This is a genomic window from Williamsia sp. 1138, from assembly GCF_002095435.2.
GTDB lineage: Bacteria > Actinomycetota > Actinomycetes > Mycobacteriales > Mycobacteriaceae > Williamsia.
Map to the genome: position 1 here is coordinate 54,159 of NZ_MJEJ02000037.1, position 25,326 is coordinate 79,484.

A 25,326-nucleotide genomic window follows, 5' to 3' on the forward strand; every position below is an offset into this window, starting at 1 on the left:
ATCAAACGAGGCTAAGGTCGCCTGACCAGTCGAAAAGGGGCTCCTGCGGTGGCGACGAAAACAGGTTCGGGGCTAGTCCTGGCAGTGCTGGCATCAGGGCAGTTCCTGATGACCCTCGACAGTTCGGTCATGAACGTCTCGATGGCGACCGTGGCCGACGATATCGGTACGACGATCACGGGTATCCAGACCGCCATCACGATGTACACCCTTGTGATGGCGAGCCTGATGATCACGGGCAGCAAGATCGGCACCATGCTCGGCCGGCGCCGTGCCTTCGCGATCGGCCTGGTGATCTACGGCGTGGGTTCGACTGTCACCGCCATCGCACCCAACCTGACGGTCCTCCTGATCGGGTGGTCGCTGCTCGAGGGGATCGGCGCAGCGCTCATCATGCCCGCGATCGTTGCGTTGGTGGCCGCCAACTTTCCACCCGACCGCCGCGCCGGCGCGTATGGGCTGGTGGCCGCCGCCGGGGCGATGGCCGTGGCGGTGGGGCCGCTGCTCGGCGGGGCGGTCACGACCTTCGCCTCCTGGCGGTACGTCTTCGTCGGCGAGGTGGTGCTCGTCGTCGCAATCCTGTTGGTGATGCGCAAGATCAACGACGTGCCGCCGGTCAGCATCCGACTCGACGTGGTCGGTTCGGCACTGTCCGTGATCGGTCTGGGGATGTTCGTCTACGGGGTCCTGCGATCGAGCGAGTGGGGCTGGGTGCAGGCCAAGCCTGGCGGAACGGAACTGGCCGGCGTGTCACCGGTCGTCTGGCTGCTCATGGGCGGCCTCCTGGTCATCTACGGCTTCCTGCGATGGGAGACCCACCTCGCCGAGACCGGCGGCGACCCACTGATCGATCCGGCAATGTTCCGCAATCGGCAGCTGACCGGTGGCCTGTCGATGTTCTTCGCCCAGTTCCTTGTTCAGGCAGGCGTGTTCTTCGCGGTGCCGCTGTTCCTCTCGGTCGTACTCGAGTTGACCGCCCTGCAGACCGGACTCCGGATCCTGCCGCTGTCGATCGCGCTGATCCTCGCGGCCATCGGGATCCCGAAGCTCAGGCCACAAGCCAACCCGCGCCGGGTCATCCGTATCGGGTTGACGTCGATGATCGTCGGCATCCTGATCCTGGTCGCGGGTATGGACCCAGGTGCCAACGCCGGTGTGGTCATGATCCCCATGCTCTTCATGGGATTCGGACTCGGCGCGCTGTCCTCGCAACTGGGCGCGGTGACGGTGTCCGCGGTTCCGGACTCGCAGAGCGCCGAAGTCGGCGGGCTGCAGAACACGGCCACCAACCTCGGTGCGTCCCTGGGCACGGCGCTGATCGGCTCCATCCTCATCGCAACGCTCACCACCACGGCCGTCGCCGGTCTGGCGGACAACCCGAGCGTCCCGGCAACTGTTGCCGAGCGGGCAACCACCGAACTCGCGTCGGGTGTGCCGTTCTTGTCGGACACCCAGCTGCAGAAAGCCCTGGACGAGGCCGGGGTTCCTGCTGAGACCGCGACAGCGGTTGTCGACGTGAACTCCGATGCCCGGCTGAAAGCGTTGCGGACAGCGTTCGCACTCGCCGGATTGCTGGCCATCGCGGCGCTGTTCGCGACCGGACGTATCCCCCGTACGCCGACCGGCACGCCGGTCGCGACGGCAGAGGCGTCGATGTAGAGCACGTTCGTATGACACCGCGAGCAGTGGTGATCACATACGCTCCGACGATGAGCAGGACGGACATCACCTCGTGTGGACGTCGAGCCGGCGCGGCCTTGGTGATGCTCCTCGCCCTCGTCGTGGTGGCGACGGCATGCACCTCGGTGGTGGGCGGAGACGCGCGGGCGCCGAGTGCGGTGAGCACTTCGCCTGCGCCACGGTCTGTTCCGACGATGCTCGTGGTCGACTTCTCCGAATCGATGAGGACCGCCGACGCGCCGGGTCCGCGCGTGGAGGCGGCGCGCGAAGCCGTCGGATCATTGCTCGAAGAGTTGCCGTCGGACGCACAACTCGGCGTGATGGTCTACGGGAGCAGTGTCGCGGTGACCCCAGAGAATCTGGCACCCGGCTGTCTCGACATCACAGTCTTGCGCGAACTCGGCCCCCTGGACCGGTCGGCGACCGAGCATTCACTGAGTTCGATTGCTGCCCTGGGCTTCACGCCGATCGGTAATGCTCTCCGGCAAGCAGCCGATGCGTTGCCGTCCACGGAGCCGACGGCGATCGTGTTGGTCAGCGACGGCGAGGACACCTGCGGGCCGCCGCCGTGCGACGTCGCCGCCGAGATCGCCGGCACCCATCCCGAATTGTCGATCTCCACAATCGGTTTCAAAACAGATTCCGATCAACTCGAATGCGTTGCCGCTGCGACCGGCGGCCTCTTCGTGACCGCCGACAACGCCGAGCAACTGAGTGCGCGCCTGCTGGCGACGCAGGACCCTGATATCGCGCGAACCCGGTTGTCGCCGCGGGGCGTCGACGGGATCGAGCTCGGCAGCACCGCTGAGGCGATCCGGGACCGGCACGGCGACTTCCCGCCGCTGTCGTCGGCGAGGGCGGCGGCAGATGGGACGGTCACCATCGCCTGGGGCGGTTGCACATTCGTCTTCGGTGCCGACGGCCGATTGGCATCGATAGCGATCGTTCCGGGAGCTCAGACCATCGACGGATTGCGAATCGGCGATGCGCTCGCGAGAGCCGACGATCTCTATGGCGACGCCGTGGCGACGCAGGGGTCGACCAACCTCTACACCGCCGATGTCTCGGCAGGGACCGCATGGCGTATCACCCACGACGACGGTGTCGCAATCACCGCCATCGGGTTGTGCAAGTGTCTCCCTGCCACGCAAGCGAAGCCGGCCGGCACCGAGGTCGTCGACATCCGGCCGTACCAGGCCGACGGCGCGTTGACTCCCGAGTACGCCGCCACCGCCATCACCGGGACAAAACCGTGGGGGTGTAGGTCGGCTGCCTCGACCTTCGGGGACCCCGGGCTCTTCACCTGCGGGCAGTACCAGACCGACTACATCATCTACATGTGCTCGTTCGCGGGTGGTCGCTCCCTGTGCCCCGACTCGAAGTCATCTCCCGAGGCGCTGCGCTTCTTGTCCAACCCCGCGACGCCGAACCCAGCGTCGACATCCGATACGCCGATACCTGCACCACACCCGCTGGCCGTCCAGATCGCCGACGGCACCGTGTGTTGGTACGGGATTCGCTTCGGCGGGCCGGAGGCGGACGGAACGCGGGTGATGTACCTGTGCGGTCAGGACAATTACCTCTTCGCACCCAACGGACGGTCAGCTCTCGACACCAGCACTCCGACCTGGACCGCCCTGTATGGACCCGGCGATCAGAAGACCGCTGTCGGCGTCACGAAGGTGTGGAACATCAAATCCGCCGACCGCTGATCCCACTGTGTAGCTCAGCTACATTGTGATTGCAATATATTTAGATTGAACTGAACTGTTCGGCCGGATAGATATGAACCATGAGCACTCGCGACCGGATGCTGGGCCTCACCGTGGTGGTGCTGTGGGGCCTGAACTTCCTGGCCATCCACGCCGGCCTCGAACACTTTCCCCCGCTGTTCTTCGCCGCCCTCCGGTTTGCGGTCATGGCGGTCCCGGTCATCCTGTTCGTCCCACGACCCAAGGTTCCGCTCAAATGGTTCCTGCTCTACGGAATCGGTTTCGGCACAATCCAGTTCGCATTCCTCTTTCTCGCCATGGACAACGGGATGCCCACCGGGCTCGCCTCGCTGGTTCTGCAGTCGTCGGCACCGTTCACGGTGATTCTCTGCGTCGTGTTCCTCCGCGAGAAGCTCAGTGCGCGGCAGATCATCGGCATCACCGTGGCAGTCGGGGGCATGGCGATCATCGGTATCGATCGCGCCGCGCACGGCGCCACCGCAGCCGTGCTGCCCGTTCTCCTCACCCTGATCGCCGGGTTGGGATGGGCATTCGGCAACATCGGGTCCCGGCTGGCCAAGCCGGACAACGCGCTACACCTGACCCTGTGGATGTGTGTGGTGCCGGTGCTGCCGCTGTACGCGTTGAGCCTGGCCGTCGAGGGTCCACGAGCGGGGTGGGACGCGATGTCGAGCGTCGGATCGCATTCCGGGCTGGTCGCGCTGGGTGGACTCACCTACGTCGCGGTGCTGGGCACCATCGTCGGATCGGGCCTGTGGACGTACCTGATGTCCCGGTACCCGGCGTCCAAAGTTGCACCGTTCTCTTTGCTGGTGCCGATCGTCGGACTCACCGCGGCGTGGGCGTTTCTCGGCGAGACACCGACCGGCTGGGAACTGTTCGGTGGCGCCGTGGTGATCCTCGGTTGTTTCGCGGGGCTCAGCACCAGGCGAGCGAAAACTACTCCCGACGACGCGTCGGATGAACCGAAACTGATTGGATCGCGCCCATGACTCCAGACAACAGTGGACCACCGGGCGTGTACGTCGTCACCGGCTCGGCGTCAGGAATGGGTTACGAGGTCGCCGCGAAGCTCTCCGCGGCCGGCCATCGAGTCATCGGGGTCGACCAGAGGGACGCGGATGTGATCGCCGACCTGTCGACACCCGCGGGCCGAGAAAGTGCTGTCGCGGCGGTGCTGGCCGCCGCCGCGGGATCGCTCACCGGCGCTGTGCTTGCCGCCGGCCTCGGACCCGGCGGAGGAAGAGAGCGCTCCCGACTCATCGTCGAGGTCAATTTCTTTGGTGTGGTCGAGTTACTCGGAGGCTGGCGCGACGCCCTCGCCGCCTCGGGGGATGCGAAGGTGGTCGTCTTCTCCAGCAACTCCACGACCACGGTGCCCGCCGTACCGCGGCGAACGATCAAGGCTCTACTCGACGGCAACGGCGACCGAGCCGTCGCGTCGCTGCGGTTGCACGGCCGCGTGGGGCCGGTCATGGCGTATGCGGCATCCAAGATCGCGGTGAGCCGCTGGGTACGCCGGCGCGCGACCTCACCGGCTTGGGCGGGTGCCGGTATCCGCCTCAATGCACTGGCACCGGGCGCGATCCTCACGCCGCTGCTCGAAGAGCAACTCGCCTCACCGACAGAGTCCAAGGCCGTTCAGCGTTTCCCCGTGCCGATCGGCGGATACGGCGATCCGGACAAACTCGCGGACTGGGCGGTCTTCATGCTCTCGGACGCGGCAGATTTCCTGTGTGGAAGTGTCATCTTCGTCGATGGTGGATCCGATGCATACTTTCGGCCCGACGACTGGCCGCGGGCGGTGCCGCTGCTGCGACTGCCGGCCTATCTACTCCGGTTCTGGCGATTCGGGCGCAGGTCGGGGTAGGCCCGCAGAGCTCGGCAGCGGTGCCGACATGGCTCACACCCCGACTTATGACAAACTCGCTGCCATGCCCGACGAGGACCGCAAGAGCTCCAGCCGACTCCCGATCCGGGCCCGACTCGCACTGCGGGCCGCCGCCGGCGCCCGCTGGGCGTCGCAGAAGACGGGTCGCGGCAAGGGGTCGATGATCGGCGGCCTCGTCGCACTGAAGATCGATCCACACCTGCTCGGCACACTCGCCCGGAACAAGCGGACCGTGATCATCACCGGGACCAACGGCAAGTCCACGACCACCCGCATGACGGCCGCCGCGCTCGCCCAGCTCGGCGACGTCGCGAGCCAGGCCGATGGCGCCAACATGGACGCCGGGATCGTCGCCGCGCTGTCGTTGAATCGCCCGGCCAGGATCGCCGCACTCGAGGTCGACGAACTCCACGTGCCCCACGTCGCAGACGCCACCGACCCGCAGGCGTTCGTGCTGCTGAATCTCTCGCGCGACCAGCTCGACCGCGTCGGCGAGATCAACATGATCGAACGGCGGCTGCGCGAAGGCATCAACAAGCATCCGCAGGCCGCTGTCATCGCCAACTGCGACGACGTGCTCATCACGTCGGCGGCCTACGATGCCCCGAATGCGATCTGGGTGGCCGCCGGCGCCGGCTGGGCGGGGGATTCGGTCAGTTGCCCGCGGTCGGGGGAACCGATCCTGCGCGACGGTGACCACTGGTACTCCACCGGAGCCGACTTCAAACGTCCCGAGCCGGTCTGGTGGTTCGACGACACCCACGTCTACGGTCCCGACGGATTCAGTCATCCGATGGAGCTCGCGGTGCCAGGCAAAGCCAACCGCGGCAACGCAACCCAGGCGATAGCTGCGGCGGTCGCCATGGGGGCCGACCCGGCGAAGGCCACCATCGCGGTGGGCACCGTCGGCGAGGTCGCCGGGCGCTACAGCGTTCAGCAGATCGGCCAACACCGGGTCCGCATGCTGCTCGCGAAGAACCCTGCGGGCTGGCAAGAAGCCATGGCCATGATCGATCAGGACGCCGACGGCCTGGTGATCGCCGTGAACGGTCAGGTCCCCGACGGTGAGGATCTGTCGTGGCTGTGGGACGTCCGGTTCGAGGCCTTCGAGAGCATGCAGGTCGTCGCGGCCGGGGAACGTGCCACCGATCTCGGTGTGCGGTTGCTGTACGCCGGCGCCGAACACACCACCATCGCGGACCCGATGGCCGCGATCGCATCGTGCCCACCCGGCCGCGTCGAGGTGCTGGCGAACTACACGGCCTTCCGCGACCTGGGTACGGCCCTCGCGCGTGCCCAGAAAGGGGTCTGACGGTGTCTGATTCCACGCTCCGCATCGGACTCGTCCTGCCCGACGTCATGGGCACCTACGGTGACGGCGGCAACGCCCTCGTCCTGCGCCAGCGCGCACGCATGCGCGGTATCGACGCCGAGATCGTCTCGATCAACCTGACCGACCCCGTGCCCGAGTCCCTCGACGTCTACACCCTCGGCGGCGCCGAGGACTACGCCCAGCGCCTGGCCACCCGGCACCTGACCCGCTATCCCGGTCTGCAGCGCGCAGCCGAGGCCGGCAAGCCCGTACTCGCCATCTGCGCCGCGATCCAGGTGCTCGGCCACTGGTACGAGACATCCGCCGGTGAGCGGGTCGAAGGTATCTCGATGCTCGACCTGACCACCGTCCCGCAGGACAAGCGCAGCATCGGCGAACTGATCACCGAGCCGGCCCTGGACTCGGGCCTCACCAAACCACTGACCGGCTTCGAAAACCATCGGGGTGGAACCACTCTGGGGTCCGACGCGCGACCGCTGGCGCGGGTCAAACACGGTGTCGGCAACGGTGCCGGCGAGAAGATCGAAGGCGCCATCCAGGGCTCGGTGATCGGCACGTACCTGCACGGGCCTGCGCTGGCCCGTAACCCCGAGCTGGCCGACCTGTTGTTGTCGCGCGCCCTGGGCGTCGACGAACTGGATGCCCTGCCACTTGCGGAGGTCGAGCTGCTGCGGCGCGAGCGATTGGCCGCCGGGAGGCGTGGCTGAGCGACCATGACCAGTCCCGCGCCTACGAACGTCCCGACCAGGCGCCGCGCCTCACCCAAGGCACCGGTCCTGTTCGCACTCGGCCTGATCGTGCTGGCCGTGGTGGTCACTGCCACCTGGGCGATCACCTGGTCGGTGGCGGGCGACGACGCGTCGGCGCAGCCCCCATCGAGCGGATCGGTTGACGACAAGCAGGCTCCGGGAGTCGACGCTGCCGTCGAGACAGTGCGTGCCACCACCGAATCGCTGTACAACTTCACACCCGACACCGTCGAGGCGACGATCAAGACGGCGCAGGCGACGCTCTGCGGCGAGGCCCTCGAGCAGTGGAACGAGACCGCCGGGACTCTGCCCGACATCGTCTACGACACCGGCCGCAGCGTCACCACGAGCAACGCGCACTACGGGGTGGTGCGGAGCGACCAATCGAGCACCACAGTCCTCGCTATATTCGACCTCGCGGCCAGCGAGGACAACACGGATCCGCCGCCGCCCGAACCGACTGCGATCGAGTTCACCGTCGACCGCAACGCGGTCCCGGTGTGCATCACCACGATGAAGGTTCTGTAGATGTCCGCCGCTCCACCGCCGACCAGGCCCCGCCCATCCCGGCGCCGGATCATCATGCTGCTGTCGGCAGTCGTCGGGATCGCGATCATCATCGCCCTCACCGCCACCATCGCCGCGCTCACGGTCCCCGACGAGGGCAGCGACAACGACCGGAGTGTCGCCGCTCCGGTCATCACCGACCAGCAGGCGACCGACGTCGCGACCACCCTCACCCGCAGCATGTTCGAGATCACCCCCACGACCGCCGATGCCCAGATCGCTGCGTTCAAGGCGAACACCTGCGGCGACCTCGCGAAGGACGGACTGCCCAACCTGGTGTCGTTCACCGACGAGCTCAAAAGCCAAGACCGCAGTGCAGCAGTGACATTCCAGTCCGTCGCGGTCGTGCCACACCCGCCGCAGGCACCCGTGGTCCAGGCGATCGTCGCGTCCACGTGGCAGTCGGGGGACGCCGTCAACAAAACCCGTGTGGTCTACGACCTGATCGTCCAGAATGGTAAGACCTGCGTCACCAGGGCGCAGTTCCTCTAGTCGACGTGCCGAGGTGACCCGCTGTGAGACTGCGCCGGGATCATGGACAGAGAACCTTCCGGAACCGCGACGACGCCGGGCAGGCATTGGCACGACTGCTGACAAGCGACCATCCCGAACTGGTGCGGGACCCCGACGTCGTGGTGTTGGGTCTCGCACGCGGCGGCGTCCCCGTCGCGGCGCCGATCGCGGACGCCCTGCATGCTCCTCTGGACGCGTTCGTCATCCGCAAGCTCGGCGTCCCTCTGCGGGAAGAACTCGCCTTCGGCGCAGTGGCGTCGGGTGGCGAGCCGTTGATCAGCGATCGCACGGTTCGCGACTTCGGGCTGACCCCAGACGACGTGAATGCGGTCATCGAGAAGGAATCCGTAGAACTGCTACGCCGAGAGGCCGTCTACCGTCAGGGCAGACCGCCGACACCTGTCGCAGACCGAGTCGTGATCCTTGTCGATGACGGACTGGCAACCGGATCGAGCATGCGGGCAGCAGTCGACAGCACCCGCCGGCGCCTCCCCCGGCAGATCATCGTCGCGGTGGGGACGGGGCCGGCCGGAACCCAGATCGCGAATGCCGACGAGATCGTCTGCGCCACAATACCTCCTGACTTCTGGGCCGTCGGACAGTCCTATCGCGACTTCACCCAGGTGACCGACACCGAGGTGCAGAACCTGCTCGCGACGGAGTAGCCCGGGACTCTGCCGTCGCTACTCCCTCGACCTCCACCCACCCGTTTTCGCTCGGCCCAGTGGAAATAACATGTGGAGCGCGCAAATTCGGGTGGAGGAGTGGCTCCGTATGAACTAGCCGATGACCCCACGCTCGAACAGCCCCGCGATCTCCTCGGCACTGAGACCGAGTACCTCCGCCACCACACTTCCGGAATCCTCACCCACAGCCGAGGCCGGTGTCGCCGACAGGTGACTGCGGTCGAATCGTGCCGGATGGCCCGCCGCGAGATACCGGCCGATCCGCGGTTGATCAAGCGTCGAGAACAACGGATTGCTCTCCAGCGCATCGGATTCGACGACGTCGGTGAACGATCGGTACTGCTCGAACAGCACAGAGGTCTTTCTCAGCGCGTCATACACGTGCGCAGCGGTGTGCCTACGGAACCATCGAGCGAAGAGCGCCGTCAGCGCGTCACGGTATTCATACCGCTCGCCCTCGATGCGGAAGTCGGTGTCGAGTGCGGCCTCGAGGGCGTCGACGGCCGCCCCCGTCTCCGTGAGACCCACCAGATCCCGGAAGTGCCGGTTGGTCAGGGCGACGATCATGAAACGGGCGTGATCTGCTGTCTCGAAGTCGATTCCGTAGGTTCCATAGATGGCATTGCCGGTCGCCTGTCGCTGCCTGCCGTTGATCATCACCTCGGTGAGGTACCCGAGCGCGCCGGCAGTCGCGAGGGCGACGTCCTCGAGTGGCAGCGTGATCTGCGACCCCACGCCGGTGTGGTCGCGGCGACGCACCGCGGCCAGCAGCGCCGTAGAGGCATGCAGGCCGCATGCGATGTCCCAGGCGGGCAGCACGTGGTTGACCACCTGGCCGCCACCCGGACCGGTGACCTGAGGAAATCCCAGCGCGGCGTTCACCGTGTAGTCGACCCCCGCAGTGCCGTCGCGCTTCCCGAGGATCTCGAGGGTGATGACGTCGTCGCGTAGGGCAGCAAGCGCCTCATGGCCCATCCAGTCGCGGCCACCGGCGTTGGTGACGAAGATCCCGCCGCCCGGGCCCGGCGCTGTGGCGAGCTGCTGAATGAGCTTTTGCGCATCCGGGTTCCGGAAGTCGCAGGCGATCGAATGCTTGCCCCGGTTGAGTCCGGTCCAGTAGATCGATTCGCCATCAGCCGTCACGGGCCAGCGCCGGTAGTCCGAGGCGCCGCCGATCGGATCGACGCGAATGACCTGCGCACCGAGTTGCGACAACGTCAGACCGCACAGCGGCGAGGCGACGAAGCTCGACACCTCCACGATACGAAGCCCGGCCAGCGGGCCGGCACCCTCGCCGGTGTTCATCTACTGAATCGCTTGCCGTAGAACGGAATCAGGGACGATGTCGCAGTGCGCGCGGGTGTTGTCGACCGCAAACCAGCCACGCTCGAAGTCTTGCCAGCGCCGCAGGTTGTCGCGTTCGCCTTCACCGTCGCGTGCCACGCCTCGCTCGAGTCGTTCGGCTTCGGTGCCGCCGTCGAGCCACAGGGCATGCCGCAGTTGTGGACGGACGGGCGCCCGCGCACTCGAGACTCCTTCGATGATGAGCAGGGGTTCCCAGCGCAACCAGACGCGCGGGCCGGGTTCTGCAATGCCGTCGCTCCAGACCCGAGGGTGAAAACGGAAGTCGTGGCCACGCCAGTACGACCGGAGCACCTCTTCGTCGAGCTCTGGCCACCACCCCACCGGGTCGTCCCACGTGGCGAAGTCGTCGGTGCGGATCAACACCACCGGCGTGCCGAGGTCGTTCAGCGACCGCACAAGGGCGTCCGCGAGTGTCGACTTCCCGGCACCGGAAGGTCCGTCGATCGCGACAATTCCCGACTTCAATTGTCGCGCAAAGGTATCGAGCCACGAGTCGTCGGTCACACCGGCCTCAGGTGAGTATCCTGCGGCCTGACAGCGCCCGGCCGAGCGTCAGTTCGTCGGCGAACTCCAGGTCGCCGCCCATCGGCAGACCCGACGCCAACCTGGTGACGGACAGTCCAGGAAAGTCTTTGAGCATGCGCTGCAGGTACGTTGCAGTCGCCTCGCCCTCGGTATTCGGGTCGGTGGCCACGATGATCTCGCTGACGTCGACACCGTCTTCCTGGTTTGCCAAGCGGCGCAGCAACTCCCGAATCCGTAGCTGATCCGGCCCGATGCCCCCGAGGGGGTCGAGGGCGCCGCCGAGTACGTGGTACCGGCCGGTGAATTCTTTCGTCCGCTCGATCGCCTGCACGTCTTTGGGTTCTTCGACCACGCAGATCTTGCTGGCATCGCGACGGGCATCCCGACAGATTCGGCACCGCACCTGGGCCGAGACGTTGCCACACACCTCGCAGAAGACGACATCGTCGCGCACGTGCACCAGCGCCGCCGTCAGCCGGTTGATGTCGGCGGCAGGCGCGGACAGCAGGTGGAACGCAATCCGCTGCGCACCCTTCGGACCGAGCCCTGGCAACTTGGCCATCTCGTCGATCAGATCCTGGATCGGTCCTTCGTACACGGAGAGATTATCCGCCCAAGCCCGGGAAACCGCCGCCCAGGCCACCGGCGAGTGGACCCATCTTCTGCTGGGTCAGCGCATCGCGTTTGGTGTTCAGATCGGCGAGCGCACCGACGATCAGATCCTGCAGGGTCTCGACGTCGTCCGCATCGACCACCTTCGGATCGATCGCGACCGCGGTCACCTCGCCGGTGCCGTTGCCGGTCACGCTGACCAGCCCGCCACCTGCGGTACCTGTGACCTCTGCCGCCGCCATCTCCGCCTGAGCCGCCAGCAGCTGCTGCTGCATCTGCTGGGCCTGTTGCAGAAGTCCGGCCATCGGGTTGTCTGGTTCCACTGCGTCCTCTTCACTCTCGGCGTTCGTGTTGTTGCAGGCGCATCATTCTCTCGAGATGAGCGGCGATGCTGTCGATGGTATCGCCGCCGGATGGCTGCACCTCGAAGTGCAGTCGCGCGTTGCCTCCGAACATCGCCGCGGCCTTGGCCGACAGGGCGAAGCGGAACCCGTCACCGGTGCGCTGCCAGGCCACGACCCCCTGCTCGACGGGGGCACCAACGCCTGCGCTGATCTGGTACGACCCCGGGGTTGCGGGCAGGTCGCACTGGATTTGGAAGCAGTCCCCGGTCTCGTCGTCCAGAAAGACGACCACCTCGCAGCGCAGGTCGTCGTAGTGGTCATAGGAGACGACAATTGCCATCGGGCTACCTCCCGGGGTCGATGCAGTTCAGCCGAGTGAGCGGCCGCTGACGAACCGCCTGCGCGCACCGGACAGCGGATCGTCGAACTCCACAGCGTAGGCCAGCAGCTGCAGAGGCTCAGAGAAGTCGCCGTGATCAGGCGCGGCCGCGAGTTCGGGCCGCACCTGGGGATACAGCGGGTCTCCGTCGATCGGGACACCGAGTCCGGACATGTGCACGCGCAGTTGATGGGTGCGTCCGGTCTGCGGCAGCAAACGATAGATCCCTCGGTCACCGGCCGTGTCGACCAGATCGATCGTCGAGATGGCGTTCTCGGGACCGGGCTCGGTGCGCGCTCGCAGGTCACCGGCATCTTTCATGATCCGGCTGCGCACGGTGACCGGAAGGTCGAGGCCTTCGGCGATGGGCGCACGCGCCCGATACTCCTTGCTGACCAGGCGCTCGGCGAACAGCTGTTGATAGGGAGCCCGGGCCGCAGGTCGGGCACTGAACATCAGCACCCCCGCGGTGAGTCGGTCGAGCCGGTGCACAGGGCTCAGCACGGGGTTGTCCAGCTGCCTGCGAAGGCGCACCAGCGCTGTCTGCACCACGTGCGCTCCGCGGGGCATCGTCGCGAGAAAATGGGGCTTGTCGACGACGACGAGGTCGTCATCGACGTGGATGATGTCGAGTTCGAAAGGGATCTCGGTCTCGGTCGGCAGGTCGCGATAGAAGTAGATCGGACGTCCCGGTGTCGCGGGCGCAGCCAGGTCGACTCGTTCGCCGCTCACGTCCAGCACCTGACCGCGCTCTGCCCGGGCCCAGAGATCGGCCGCGGTCAGGCCTGCACACGCCGGTGCGGCCAGCATTGCGTCGCCTACCGTGCCCTCACCGCTCCGCAGCACCACCCGGGTCGCGTCGACCCCGTCGCGCAGCGGCAGGGGCGCCGGTCTGCGGTTCCTCACCGAACCGGCCTTGTCCTCGCGACGGTCAGCCGCGTTCGACGTGGGACTTCAGATTGCCGAGCAGTTCGGCCTGGATCTTGGCAAGTCCTTTGGGCGCGAAGGTCTTCTCGAAGAAGCCACCGATCCCGCCTGCGCCCTGCCAGGTGGTCACAGTGGTGACCTTGGCACCTGAACCCGCGGGCTGCACCTGGTAGGTGGTGATCATCGACGAGTTCGCGTCGGTCTCGGTGATGGTCGAACCGACCAGATCCACCGACGCCTGCACGTTCCTGGAGCGCTTCTTGGTTGCCTGCAGCGTCCATTTGGCGACGGTGCCTGCGCCTTCGCCACCCTCGAGGACCGCGTAGTCGAGGTACTGACCGGGCAGGATGTTCGGGCGCACGGTCCGGTAGTCGGACAGGGCGATGAGGACCTGCTCGGGTGCGGCATTGATGTCGATCGACTGGGATGCGGTTACCTGTGCCACGAAGAAATCACCTTCCGGTTTTGCGAGCAATTCACTCCAGAGCCTGCCAGAACAGCCCTACCGGCTCCCGGGCGGTCCACAATCGGACATATACGACCCCTGTCCTGCAATGAAGTGGCAAGTACTGGACGGTAGTCCTAGGCTCTTACCTGTGTCGAAGGTAAGAGGGGTCGAATCAGGTCGCGACGTGTTCGATCAGGGCGTGGCGAACCTGCTGGCCAGCTACCGTGCGATACCCGCGGAGGGGCGGGTTCGCCTGGCGAAGAAGACCTCGAATCTGTTCCGCAAACGCGCCAAGAATCCGTTTCCCGGCCTCGATGTATCGGGCCTCGATCGAGTGATCTCGGTCGACACCGGGGCCCGCACGGCCGACGTCGCCGGCATGTGCACCTACGAGGAGCTGGTGGCGACCACGCTGAAGTACGGCCTCGCCCCGAAAGTGGTGCCGCAGCTCAAGACGATCACCCTGGGTGGCGCGGTGACCGGCCTCGGGATCGAGTCGACCTCTTTCCGCAACGGATTGCCGCACGAATCAGTCCTCGAGATCGACATCCTCACCGGCGCCGGTGAGATCGTCACCACCTCGGCGACAAGCGAGAACTCCGACCTCTTCTTCGGTTTCGCGAACTCGTACGGCACGCTCGGCTATTCCACCAGATTGAAGATCGAGCTGGAGGAGGTCACACCGTTCGTCGAGCTCCGTCACGTCCGGTTCTCCGACCTGCAGACCTTGCAAGAGACCATGAACCAGATCGTCGACGACCCGCAATACCAAGGTGAACGCGTCGATTACCTTGACGGCGTGGTCTTCTCGGCCACGGAGAGTTACCTCATCCTCGGCCGGCAGAGCGCGGATGCAGGTCCGGTCAGTGACTACACCGGCGACCAGATCTTCTACCGCTCCATCCAGCACGGCGCCGATTCGACTCCGCTGCGTGACCGGCTCACCATCGCCGACTACCTGTGGCGCTGGGACACCGATTGGTTCTGGTGCTCACGTGCGTTCGGCGCCCAGAACCCCCGAATCCGTCGATTCTGGCCAAAACAACTGTTGCGCAGCAGTTTCTACTGGAAGCTCATCGCCCTCGACCATCGTTTCGACATCGGCGACAAGCTCAATGCCCGCAAGGGCGAACCGCCGGGCGAGCGGGTGGTCCAGGACATCGAGGTTCCCATCGAGCGGACCGCGGAGTTCACGGCCTGGTTCCTCGAGAACATCCCCATCGAGCCGATCTGGTTGTGCCCGCTGCGGCTGCGCGACCCTTCTCCGGCCGGTGCCGACTCGAATCGGCCGTGGCCCCTGTATCCCCTGGAACCGCACCGCACGTACGTCAACATAGGGTTCTGGTCGGCGGTGCCCAAGCGGGCCGACAAACCTGACGGTTACGCCAATCGGCAGATCGAGATCAAGGTGTCCGAACTCGACGGCCACAAGTCTCTCTACTCCGAATCGTTCTACAGCGAAGAGGAGTTCGACGAACTCTACGGCGGCGAGCCCTACCGCCTACTGAAGAAACATTACGATCCCGGGTCGCGGCTCCTCGACCTCTACGCAAAGGCGGTGCAACGTCAGTGACCACATTCAAAGAAGGCGAACTCTCCCCCACGTCGGTCGTCGGCCCGAAACTCAGCCTCGCCGAGGTCGTCGAGGCGGTTGCCGGCGGGGATCTCAAGGTGCGGGTGACCGCATACGACGGTAGTTCCGCCGGCCCGGAAGACGCAGAGTACGGGGTCGAGCTGCTGACGCCCCGCGGATTGACGTATCTCGCAACAGCTCCTGGCGACCTCGGGCTCGCGCGCGCCTACATCTCCGGAGATCTGCTGCTCCACGGCGCCCACGGCGGCGACCCCTACGACGCACTGCATGCGCTGTCCGAGGACATCAGCTTCCATCGGCCGTCTGCACGGACCATGGCGCAGATCACGCGGTCGATCGGCCTCGAACACTTCAAGCCGATCGCCCCACCGCCGCAGGAGCAGCTGCCCCGGTGGCGCCGCATCGCGGAAGGACTTCGGCACAGCAAAACCCGCGACGCCGAGGCAATCCACTACCACTACGACGTCTCGAACACCTTCTACGAGTACGTTCTCGGTTCTTCGATGACCTACACCTGCGCGTGCTACCCGAATCGCGAAGCGACGCTCGAGGAAGCGCAGGAGAACAAGTACCGGCTCATCTTCGAGAAGCTGAAGCTCGAGCCCGGCGACCGACTGCTCGACATCGGTTGCGGCTGGGGTTCGATGGTCCGTTACGCCGCTCGCCGCGGAGTCCACGTGATCGGCGTGACCTTGTCCGCCGAACAGGCCGAATGGGCGCAGCAGGCGATCATCGACCAGGGCCTCGGCGAGTTCGCCGAGGTACGTCACAGCGATTACCGCGACGTCACGGAAACCGGGTTCGACGCCGTGTCGTCGATCGGGCTGACCGAGCACATCGGCATCGCCAACTACCGCTCGTACTTCAAGTTCATCCGCGCCAAGTTGCGCGACGGCGGAATCATGTTGAACCACTGCATCACCCGGCCGGACAACCGGAGTCGAGGCAAAGCAGGCCCGTTCATCGACCGATACGTGTTCCCCGACGGGGAGCTCACGGGATCAGGCACCATCATCACCGCCATCCAAGACATCGGGTCGATGGAGGTGATGCACGAGGAGAACCTCCGCGAGCACTACGCGATGACCCTGCGCGACTGGAACAAGAACCTGGTGGCGAACTGGGACGGGGCACTCGAAGAAGTCGGTGAAGGTACCGCCCGCTTGTGGGGGCTGTACATGGCGGCATGCCGACTGGGCTTCGACCGCAACATCATCCAGCTGCATCAGGTCTTGGCGGTCAAACTCGACGACAAGGGCGGCAACGGCAATCTTCCGCTGCGCCCGTGGTGGAACGCCTGACCGGACCGGCTTCTCAGCGCGGCGAGTGCAGCTCGATCAGTTCGGTGATGTGCTTGGTCGCCTGCTCCAGAGGTCGCGTCGACCGCGCTGCCTGAGACAGGATCACTGCGCCCTCGACCGTGGCGATGATCGTCGTGGCAAGGGACTCTGCGGTCGCGGCATCCATCCCGTCTGCGGTCAGCCGCGTCAGGATGGCATCGCTCCACTCACGGAAGATGACGGCCGCGGCGTCCGCAGCATCCGGGGCCTCAGCCCTTCCCTGAACTGCTGCGACCACCGGACAGCCACCTTCGAAATTGCTGTCCACCAAGAGCTTCGACCACATCTGGCCGAATGCGGCCACCGGATCCGGCCGGTTGGTGAACGTCTTCAGCAGTGCCGTCATCGAATCGCCCGCAGATCGGGTCGCGGCGGTCACCAGCTCGGACTTGCCTCCGGGAAAGTTCAGGTAGATAGACCTTCGCGCCACACCGCTGCAGCGCAAGATCTCCGTGACCCCGGTGCCGGCAACCCCGTGCCGCCGCATCAGATCAGCCGTCGCCCCCGTCAGCCTGTCGCGCACACTCACACCATCACCTCGTCCATCGCTCGCCGTCAGGCTTGAAATATACCATTCGTTCTACTACCGTCATCGAGGAGTAGAACGATCGATATAGCTTGACTCGAACCCAGGGATGGAGCACCACATCATGACGAAGACCGTGTCGTTGTCGACGCCACTGGATCTGCCATGCGGACAGATCCTTCCCAATCGGATCATGAAGTCGGCCCTGAGCGAGGGACTCGGCACAGCGCATCATGCTCCCGATGTCCGCCTCGAACGCCTGTATGCACGCTGGGCGGCCGGTGACTACGGCCTGATCGTCACCGGCAACGCGATGGTCGATCGGCGGTATCTCGGCGAACCGGGCAACGTCGTCCTCGAGAACGACAGCGAACTCGACGCATTCCAGCGCTGGGCCAAGACGGCTCAGGATGGCGGCTCCCCGATCTGGATGCAGCTCAACCACCCTGGTCGGCAGGCCAATCCGATCACCACCGACGGCCCGACCGTAGCCCCGTCGGCCGTCAAACTGGACATCCCGGGCATCCCCACTCCCCGCGAGCTGACCGACACCGAGATCCGCGACATCATCGAGCGGTTCGCCGTATCCGCCGGCATCGCCGAGGTCGCCGGGTTCGACGGCGTCCAGATCCACGGCGCGCACGGCTATCTCATCTCCCAGTTCCTCTCACCCCTGGCCAACAAGCGATCCGACCGCTGGGGTGGCTCGACGGCGAACCGCGCACGGTTCGTCCTGGAGATCATCCGGCGGGTCCGCGAAGCCGTCGGTCCGGGGTTTGCCGTCGGTATCAAATTGAACTCTGCCGACTTCCAACGCGGCGGCTTCTCGGAAGAGGAGTCGCGCACGGTGGTCGAGATGATCGCGGCGGAGCGAATCGACCTCATCGAGATCAGCGGTGGCAGTTACGAATCACCGGCGATGATGGGCCGCCCGGCGGTGTCGGCGCGCACCCGTGACCGCGAGGCATACTTTCTCGATTACGCCGAGACGATTCGCGAAGTCGCGGCAGCCGTACCACTGGCCGTGACCGGCGGCTTCCGCACCCACACCGGCATGGCCGACGCCATCGCCTCGGGCGCCTGCGACGTAGTCGGTCTCGGACGCCCGACAGTTTTGGCCCCCAACGCGGCACAGGGCGTCATGGCGGATACCTCGGCGACGCTCCCGACCACGCAACGATCCGTCAAATTACCGCGTCGCCTCACCGGCACCGCCCAGGTCAAAGCCCTCAACGGCGCCCTGGACCTGCAGTGGCACACCGACCAGCTGCACGCGATGGGAGCCGGTGGCGACCCTGATCCACACCGATCACTGTGGCGCACAGCGATCACCACCGTCCGACGCAATGGGGTCGACGCGTTTCGCAGTCAGCGTGGGCACCTCGGCACCTCAGACAAGAAGGCCGTTCGGAAGTTCCGGATCGAACGCGCCGTCGGCCGGTACATCGCGAACCCGGTGGTGGCCTCACTGACGCGGGTCGGCATCACCACCAGCTTCGCCACCGAACTCGAGACAATCGGACGCCGGACCGGCCGGCGGCGGACCGTGCCCGTCTCGGCGGCGTTCGACGAGACCGGCGCCTGGGTGATCAGCCAGCACGGCGCGCGGTCGGGCTGGGCGAACAACATCAGCGCCAACCCGGCAGTTCATATCAAGCAGGGACGACAATGGCGAAGCGGCACAGCCGCATTCGTTCATGATGATGACGTAGCCAAGCGGGTGCGTACCTTCGCACCGAATCCGGTGTTCGCGTCGTTGACCGCAGCCTCGTTCCGGGCCCTGCAGAGCGACCCGGTCTCGGTGCGCATTTCGTTCACCGACCGGTAGTAGGACTACAAAAGCACCTCGTTCAGTCACATGCACACGTTTGAACGTGTGCATGTGACTGAACTGTGTGCATGTGTCAGGGCGGGCTAGAGCAGCGGCTTCGCGCCCAACTCCGTCGCGAGCAGCGCAATGGCGATCTGCTCAGGATCTTGCCGCGGATCAGGCGTGGAATCGCGTGCGGTGGCGATCATCTCGTCTCGTTCGTCGTCGGTGAGATCTTCATCGCTGACGGGTTCGGGCTCCGGCGGAAGAGGTTCCGGTTCAGGCTCCGGTTCGGGCGGCTGCTCGCTGTCTCCGGCATTTTTCGCGGCACCGCCACCACCCCGGCTGGGGCGGACGTAGGGTTGCTTCGCCTCGGGTTTGCGGGCCTTGGTGGGAGTCGCCGCAGCAGGTTTCGGTTCGGCGGGCAGCGACGACGCGGAATGCACCGACACCTGCCAGGTTCCACCGAACACGTAGTGGAGCGCGGAGGTGATGACGTCGACCGCGTGCTTCGAACTCAAACGCTCGACCAGTGGCGCTGATTCATGACTCAGGATCAGGGTGCTGCCATCGACACCGCGCACAGACGCTCCCGACAACATCACCTCCGTGACCTTGTTGGCGGTTCGGACCGCAGTGCGGACCTCCTGCCACTTGGCCTGCACCGCAGCCAGATCCGGCCCGTCTGCGGCAGGAGGAGCCGATGGGGCGGCGACCGGTTCGGGATCGGGCTCGGGCGCGGGCTCCGGTTCGTACTCCGGTTCCGGCGGCAGTGGGATGTCGGGTTCCGATGCCGCAACCGGCTCCGGGGTGGGCTCGGGTTCCGGAGCAGGTTCCGGTTCAGGCGTCGGGACCGGTTCAGGGGTAGGAGCAGGTTCGGGGGTGGGAGCAGGTTCGGGGGTGGGCGCCGGGGCAGGGGTGGGAGCAGGTTCCGGGGTGGGAGTTGGTTCAGGAGTGGGAGCTGGTTCCGGGGTGGGCGCAGGCGACGGGACCGGAGCGGCCTCGGATGTCTGAGCCTTGTCCTCGAGGGGCTTGTCTTCCTGGGGCTTGCGCTGGGACGGGCGGACGAACTTCGCCGCCGGATCGTCCGCGGGTGCAGGTGCAGGAGCCGACGCCTGGAGGGGCGCGGGCCCCCCGGCCTTCGCCACCCCTGCCGACGGTATCGGCGCGCCGCCGGCCAGCTGGGCCTCGATGCGCTCGATACGTTGCAGCACGGCAGATTCGGAGTCGCTCGCTGCGGGCAGCAGCATGCGGGCGCACATCACCTCGAGCAGCAGTCTCGGCGAGGTGGTGCCCCGCATCTCACCGAGTGCGGCATGCACGGTCTCGGCGAACCGGGCCAACGTGCCGGGTGCAAGCTTGGCCACCTGGGCCTTCATCCTCTCGACCTGATCGTCGGGTGCCTCCACCAGACCGCGCTCGGCGGCATCGGGAACGGCTTCCATCAAGATCAGATCGCGGAGTCGCTCGAGTAGGTCGACGGCGAACCGGCGGGGATCATGGCCTGCGTCGACCACCGACTCAACCGTTCCGAACAGCACGGCGCCGTCGTGGTCGGCAAGCGCGTTGACCGCGTTGTCGATGAGCGCCACGTCGGTGACACCGAGGAGCATGAGGGCGCGCTGATAGGTGACACCCTCTGGTCCTGCGCCGGCCAGCAATTGATCGAGCACGCTGAGCGAGTCACGGGGCGAACCACCGCCCGCCCTGATCACCAGGGGGAAGACCGTCGGCTCCACCGTGACCTGTTCGCTGGCACAGATGTTCTCGAGGAGACCCCGCATCACCGTCGGTGCGAGCAGCCGGAAGGGATAGTGGTGGGTCCGCGAGCGGATTGTTGCGAGCACCTTCTCCGGTTCGGTGGTCGCGAACACGAAGATGAGATGCTCCGGCGGCTCCTCGACGATCTTGAGCAACGCATTGAAGCCGGCGGGGCTGACCATGTGGGCCTCATCGATGATGAACACCCGGTACCGCGACTCCGCGGGGGCGTAGAAGGCCTGGTCCCTCAGTTCACGGGTGTCGTCGACGCCACCGTGGCTCGCGGCGTCGAGCTCGATCACGTCCATGTTGCCCGGACCGCCCGGCGCCAGCGCGACGCAGGACGAGCACACCCCGCATGGCGTCGACGTCGGGCCCTGCTCGCAGTTCAGTGAACGCGCAAGGATGCGGGCCGACGACGTCTTACCGCAACCGCGCGGTCCGGAGAACAGGTACGCGTGATTGATGCGTCCTGAATCCAGCGCACGTCCCAGCGGCTCGGTGACATGCTCCTGTCCGACGACCTCGGCAAACGTCGCAGGGCGATAAGTCCGGTATAGAGCCACGCTGCGAGACTACCGGCGAGGTGTGACGGCCGCGGCGTCAGGCAGAAGCCGACGCGCGTTCGTCTGCGGCGCGCGCACGCCAGCCGCGAAATTCGCCCGGTCCCCACACGATCAGCGTGCCGACGGCGCTCACACCGAACACCCAGAGATACGGGGCCGCAGAGAACCAGCGCAGCCAATCGGGGAACGGGGTCATGAACATGCCGGTGCCATAGAACGGCTTCATACCCAGCGCGCCACCGGGAAGATAGTTGCGCCAGACGAACACGGTGACGAACAGGGCCGGTGCAGCGAGCAGCGACCATCCGGCGGCCGTCCTGCTGCCCCGGCCCCACGCCGCGATGGGCAGATGTACCGCGATCACCAGCAACGGAACGAACCACACCCAGTGATGCCCCCAGGTGAAGGGCGACACCGCGGTGGTCGTCATCCCTGTCAGGCACAACGCGAGCAGTTCCTGACCGTGCCGATACGCCAGGTAGGCGGCAGACAGCCCCAGTACCACGGCGAACGCGGACAGCAGCAGCCACAACGCATCGTTCGGCGTCGTCGTGTGGAACACGCTGGCCAGCGCACCTTTGATGGACTGGTTGCTGGGAGCGTCGGTCGGACCGACCCGGCCCGAGTTGATCACCCGATCGGTCCAGTAGTTCCACGACTGCCGCGGGGTCGCCAGAGCGCCGATCACCACCGTTGCGACGAAGGTGGCGATCGCCACGACAACGGCCCGCCAGCGCCGGGTGATGGCGAGGTAGATCACGAAGAAACCCGGAGTCAGTTTGATGCCCGCCGCGATCCCGACCCCGATCCCCTTGAGGCGGCTGCCATCCGGGCGCAACAGGTCGGCGAGCACGATCGCCATCAGAAAGACGTTGATCTGGCCGTACCAGATCGTCGTCCGCACCGGCTCCATCAGCGTCGAGATGCAGACGATCGCGCCGGCCACCACCAGCAGTCGCCAATCGGCGCGATAGCCGAGGCTCCGGAACGAGGCGACGACCACCCAGTAGAGCGCCACGAAGATGGCCGCGCTCCACAGCTTCACGGCCATGGCAGCGCTCACCCAGGTGGTCGGCTGGAACACGATGGTGGAGAACGGCGTGTAGGTGTACAGCAGCCCGTTCCGGAGCATCGGGATGTCGTAGAGCGGCCTGCCGTCGGCCATGTGCTCGGCACCCGCGCGATAGACGTCGAGATCGACCTGGTTCTTGAAGAGTCCGAAATGTCGGGTGTCGAGGGGAATGAACCTCACCTGCACGTACAGCGCGATCAGCGCTCCGACCACGAACGCCGCCAACACCAAGGGGCTGCTGGGGAACCTCGCGCGATCCACCGGCTGCCCACCATCGGTCCCCACCTGGTCTGCCACCACGCCTGAACTCCTCACACCCCGTTGCCGCGATGCTAGCGCGCTTCGACCTCCACAGGCCGCACCACCGGCGACTGCGATTTCAACCAGATGACAGCCGCGACTGCGGCGACCACGAAAACCCAGTTGTACGGGTCGTAGGTGAACCAGCGCAGCCAAGGGATCCCGAACTTGTGGAACAGGCCCGTGTAATACGCGTCGGGGACCATGCGGTCGATCTGGGTGACCGGAAACCCGCGATAGGTCCGCCAGACGAACGTCGCCAGCAACAAGCCCAGCACTGCCGAACCGGACAGCGCCAGCGTCACCCACCGCCTCGACTGCAGCACCATGTGCACCCCGATGACCAGCAGCGGGACCACCCAGACCCAGTGGTGACCCCACGACATCGGAGACACGACGGTGCCGGTCATGCCGACCATCGTCACCGCCAGCAGTTCGTGCCCCCGGCGATGGGCCATGGAGGCGGCCACCATCCCGAGAGCCAGTGCAGCCACCGCCAAGGTGATCCAGACCAGCGCGTTGGGGTGTTCGGTCTGCCAGAGATTGGCCAATGCGCCGCGGATCGACTGGTTCCCGACGGTGTTGGGCGCGCCGACACGCTTGGAGTCGATGAACGTGCCTGTCCAGTACTGCCACGAATCGCGGGGCAGGATCGCGAAACCCAGCGCGATGGTTCCGGCGAATCCGGCGCACGCCAGCCACACCGCCCGCCAGTTCCGATTGATCACCAGGTACAACACAAAGATCAAGGGCGTCAGCTTGATCCCGGCGGCGATACCGACGCCCAGCCCGCGGATACGACTGTGTTTGCCCTGCAACAGATCCCACATGATGAGCAGCATCAGGAAGACGTTGATCTGGCCGTACCACATGGTGGTGCGAACCGGTTCCATCAGCGTGCTCACCAGGACCAACGCGATCGACAACGTGCGGATCGGCCAATCGATCCGGTAACCGAGGTATTTGAAACACATGACGATCACGAAGTAGAGCGCGATGAAGATGCCCGCCATCCAGACCACCCGCGCCATCTCGACCGTCATCACAGCGAACGGGATGAACACGACCACCGATGCCGGGGCGTAGGTGTAGTCCATGACTCCGACGAACTTCGCCTCGTAGAGCCGGTCACCGTCCAACACCGCCTGGGCACCTTGCCGGTACACCTCGAGATCGAGTTGGTTGCCGAACAGACCCCAATACGGGGTGTCCAGCGGCACCGCGAGATGTTGCAGGTATACGGCCAGCAGGCCGAGGACCACCGCTCCCGCGACGATCAGCGCCGGACGCGGCAGGGTCGGGTCAGATTTGTTCTGCAAGCAACTTGTCCGCTGCAGCCAGCAACACACACGTTGCCACCCCGTTCATCGCCGAACGGAGTTCTTCGATACCGGGGAATGTGGGCGCCAAGCGGATGTTGCGGTCGTCGGGGTCGCTCTTGTAAGGAAATGCCGAACCAGCACCGGTCAGCGAGATCCCCGCTTCTTTGGCGAGTTCGATCACGCGGCGAGCGGTACCGTCCACCACGTCGAGGCTGATGAAGTAGCCGCCCTCGGGTTCGGTCCAGGACGCGACCTTCGCATCCCCCAGCCGGTCGGACAAGATCTCCAGGACCAACGCGAACTTCGGCAGCAGCAGTGCGCGGTGCTTCGCCATGTGCTCCCGGACGCCGTCGGCGTCGCCGAAGAAGCGCAGATGCCGCAGCTGGTTGAGCTTGTCCGGACCGATCGTCTTCACTCCGGCGTGACGCTGATACCAGGCCAGGTTCTCGGCCGAAGACCCGAAGAAGGCGACGCCGGCACCTGCGAAGGTGATCTTCGAGGTCGAGGCGAACAGGTAGACGCGGTTGGGATGACCGGCCTCGGCGGCGAGACCGAGGATGTCGATCGGTTCGGGCGGCGCCTCGAGCAGGGTGTGGACGGCGTAGGCGTTGTCCCAGAAGATCCGGAAGTCGGGGGCCGCCGCGGGCAGCGACACCAGCGCACGGGCGACCTCGTCGCTGTAGGTGGCGCCGGTCGGGTTGGAGTATGTCGGGACACACCAGATGCCCTTGATCTGGGGATCGGCAGCCACGAGTTCAGCGCACACCGCGACGTCGGGGCCGTCCGGATTCATCGGGACCGCGATCATCTCGATTCCGTACGACTCGGCGATCGAGAAGTGCCGGTCATAGCCCGGCGACGGGCACAGGAACTTGATCGGGCCGTGCACCCAGTGAGCCGCCGAATCCGGTGTTCCGTGCAGGAGCCCGAAGATCACCAGGTCGTGCATGTACTCCAGGCTCGCGTTGCCGCCGGCGAGCAGATTGTCGGCGGGGATGCCGAGGAGCTCACCGAAGATCTCGCGAAGTTCGGGCAGACCGGTCAGGCCGCCGTAGTTGCGGCAATCGGTCCCGTTGGCATCGCGGTAGACATCGGCTCCGGGCATCGACAACAGGTCCGCGGACAGGTCTAGCTGCTCCGGCGACGGCTTGCCGCGGGTGAGATCGAGCTTCAGACCGGCTTCGATGAGCTTCTGGTACTGCTCGCGCAGGTCCGCCTGGGTGGCGGTCAGCTGGCTGGCACTCATCGAGTGAAAGTTCACGTCGGCCTTTCGCCCGGAACAT

General features: G+C 65.9%; 24 protein-coding genes. 12 read left to right on the forward strand and 12 right to left on the reverse strand.

Annotated elements, in window-relative coordinates:
- The first annotated feature begins 21 nt into the window (after nt 1-21).
- The 9 genes from BH683_RS09325 (at nt 22) to BH683_RS09365 (ending at nt 9,131) form a co-directional block, all read left to right on the forward strand.
- Entirely contained in the window at nt 22-1,659 is a 1,638-nt protein-coding gene (locus BH683_RS09325) for an MFS transporter (protein WP_084835973.1), read from the forward strand.
- 50 nt (nt 1,660-1,709) lie between these two features.
- A complete protein-coding gene (locus tag BH683_RS09330; RefSeq protein ID WP_168187002.1) occupies nt 1,710-3,392 on the forward strand; it encodes a VWA domain-containing protein in 1,683 nt (560 codons plus the stop codon).
- 80 nt (nt 3,393-3,472) lie between these two features.
- A complete protein-coding gene (locus BH683_RS09335) occupies nt 3,473-4,405 on the forward strand; it encodes an EamA family transporter (RefSeq protein WP_084835975.1) in 933 nt (310 codons plus the stop codon).
- A complete protein-coding gene (locus BH683_RS09340; protein ID WP_246833278.1) occupies nt 4,402-5,283 on the forward strand; it encodes an SDR family oxidoreductase in 882 nt (293 codons plus the stop codon). Before BH683_RS09335 ends, BH683_RS09340 begins: the two co-directional genes overlap by 4 nt.
- Before the next feature lie 64 nt (nt 5,284-5,347).
- Nucleotides 5,348-6,616, forward strand: coding sequence for a MurT ligase domain-containing protein (locus BH683_RS09345; RefSeq protein ID WP_084836056.1), 1,269 nt, complete (start codon nt 5,348-5,350; stop codon nt 6,614-6,616).
- Nucleotides 6,617-6,618: 2 nt separating this feature from the next.
- A complete protein-coding gene (locus BH683_RS09350) occupies nt 6,619-7,344 on the forward strand; it encodes a glutamine amidotransferase (RefSeq protein ID WP_084835976.1) in 726 nt (241 codons plus the stop codon).
- 6 nt (nt 7,345-7,350) lie between these two features.
- Entirely contained in the window at nt 7,351-7,914 is a 564-nt protein-coding gene (locus BH683_RS09355; RefSeq protein WP_084835977.1) for a hypothetical protein, read from the forward strand.
- Nucleotides 7,915-8,445: a hypothetical protein gene (locus BH683_RS09360; RefSeq protein ID WP_143696024.1), complete on the forward strand. Its 531-nt coding sequence runs from the start codon at nt 7,915-7,917 to the stop codon at nt 8,443-8,445. It begins immediately after the preceding gene.
- A 23-nt stretch (nt 8,446-8,468) separates the two neighbouring features.
- Complete coding sequence (locus BH683_RS09365; RefSeq protein WP_210405187.1) at nt 8,469-9,131, forward strand: phosphoribosyltransferase family protein; 663 nt, start codon at nt 8,469-8,471, stop codon at nt 9,129-9,131.
- Between the two features lie 114 nt (nt 9,132-9,245).
- On the opposite strand, the gene BH683_RS09370 is transcribed toward BH683_RS09365, so the two are convergent.
- Genes BH683_RS09370 through BH683_RS09400 form a run of 7 tightly spaced genes read right to left on the reverse strand, consistent with a single transcriptional unit; the run spans nt 9,246 to nt 13,749 of the window.
- Complete coding sequence (locus BH683_RS09370) at nt 9,246-10,457, reverse strand: CoA transferase (protein WP_084835979.1); 1,212 nt, start codon at nt 10,455-10,457, stop codon at nt 9,246-9,248.
- The gene (locus BH683_RS09375; protein ID WP_084835980.1) at nt 10,458-11,021 is read right to left on the reverse strand and encodes a hypothetical protein; all 564 of its coding nucleotides are present in this window, start codon (nt 11,019-11,021) and stop codon (nt 10,458-10,460) included.
- A 7-nt stretch (nt 11,022-11,028) separates the two neighbouring features.
- On the reverse strand, nt 11,029-11,640 hold the full coding sequence (gene recR / locus BH683_RS09380) for a recombination mediator RecR (protein ID WP_084835981.1): 612 nt from the start codon (nt 11,638-11,640) through the stop codon (nt 11,029-11,031).
- Nucleotides 11,641-11,647: 7 nt separating this feature from the next.
- The gene (locus tag BH683_RS09385) at nt 11,648-11,959 is read right to left on the reverse strand and encodes a YbaB/EbfC family nucleoid-associated protein (RefSeq protein ID WP_084836058.1); all 312 of its coding nucleotides are present in this window, start codon (nt 11,957-11,959) and stop codon (nt 11,648-11,650) included.
- Between the two features lie 28 nt (nt 11,960-11,987).
- Entirely contained in the window at nt 11,988-12,338 is a 351-nt protein-coding gene (locus tag BH683_RS09390; protein WP_084835982.1) for a hypothetical protein, read from the reverse strand.
- Nucleotides 12,339-12,365: 27 nt separating this feature from the next.
- Nucleotides 12,366-13,283, reverse strand: coding sequence for a pseudouridine synthase (locus BH683_RS09395; protein WP_246833279.1), 918 nt, complete (start codon nt 13,281-13,283; stop codon nt 12,366-12,368).
- Between the two features lie 25 nt (nt 13,284-13,308).
- Entirely contained in the window at nt 13,309-13,749 is a 441-nt protein-coding gene (locus BH683_RS09400) for an SRPBCC family protein (protein WP_084836060.1), read from the reverse strand.
- A 151-nt stretch (nt 13,750-13,900) separates the two neighbouring features.
- Here BH683_RS09400 and BH683_RS09405 point away from each other — a divergent pair, with 151 nt between their 5' ends.
- Together BH683_RS09405 and BH683_RS09410 are read left to right on the forward strand one after the other, a co-directional pair.
- Nucleotides 13,901-15,325 (forward strand): FAD-binding oxidoreductase, encoded by a 1,425-nt coding sequence (locus tag BH683_RS09405; protein ID WP_246833280.1) that lies wholly within the window; start codon nt 13,901-13,903, stop codon nt 15,323-15,325.
- Nucleotides 15,322-16,647 (forward strand): class I SAM-dependent methyltransferase, encoded by a 1,326-nt coding sequence (locus BH683_RS09410; protein ID WP_084835984.1) that lies wholly within the window; start codon nt 15,322-15,324, stop codon nt 16,645-16,647. Before BH683_RS09405 ends, BH683_RS09410 begins: the two co-directional genes overlap by 4 nt.
- A gap of 13 nt (nt 16,648-16,660) precedes the next feature.
- Here the strand turns inward: BH683_RS09410 and BH683_RS09415 are convergent, their stop codons facing one another.
- Complete coding sequence (locus BH683_RS09415) at nt 16,661-17,215, reverse strand: TetR family transcriptional regulator (RefSeq protein ID WP_094647360.1); 555 nt, start codon at nt 17,213-17,215, stop codon at nt 16,661-16,663.
- Between the two features lie 121 nt (nt 17,216-17,336).
- Here BH683_RS09415 and BH683_RS09420 point away from each other — a divergent pair, with 121 nt between their 5' ends.
- On the forward strand, nt 17,337-19,040 hold the full coding sequence (locus BH683_RS09420; protein WP_084836062.1) for a nitroreductase family deazaflavin-dependent oxidoreductase: 1,704 nt from the start codon (nt 17,337-17,339) through the stop codon (nt 19,038-19,040).
- Between the two features lie 86 nt (nt 19,041-19,126).
- Here the strand turns inward: BH683_RS09420 and BH683_RS09425 are convergent, their stop codons facing one another.
- From BH683_RS09425 to BH683_RS09440, 4 genes are read right to left on the reverse strand one after another with little or no spacing between them, the layout of a single operon-like run.
- Nucleotides 19,127-21,349: a DNA polymerase III subunit gamma and tau gene (locus BH683_RS09425; RefSeq protein WP_084835985.1), complete on the reverse strand. Its 2,223-nt coding sequence runs from the start codon at nt 21,347-21,349 to the stop codon at nt 19,127-19,129.
- A 37-nt stretch (nt 21,350-21,386) separates the two neighbouring features.
- A complete protein-coding gene (locus tag BH683_RS09430) occupies nt 21,387-22,721 on the reverse strand; it encodes a glycosyltransferase 87 family protein (protein ID WP_246833281.1) in 1,335 nt (444 codons plus the stop codon).
- A 32-nt stretch (nt 22,722-22,753) separates the two neighbouring features.
- The gene (locus BH683_RS09435) at nt 22,754-24,040 is read right to left on the reverse strand and encodes a glycosyltransferase 87 family protein (RefSeq protein WP_246833282.1); all 1,287 of its coding nucleotides are present in this window, start codon (nt 24,038-24,040) and stop codon (nt 22,754-22,756) included.
- Nucleotides 24,024-25,304 (reverse strand): aminotransferase class I/II-fold pyridoxal phosphate-dependent enzyme, encoded by a 1,281-nt coding sequence (locus BH683_RS09440; RefSeq protein WP_084835987.1) that lies wholly within the window; start codon nt 25,302-25,304, stop codon nt 24,024-24,026. Before BH683_RS09440 ends, BH683_RS09435 begins: the two co-directional genes overlap by 17 nt.
- Nucleotides 25,305-25,326: the final 22 nt, after the last annotated feature.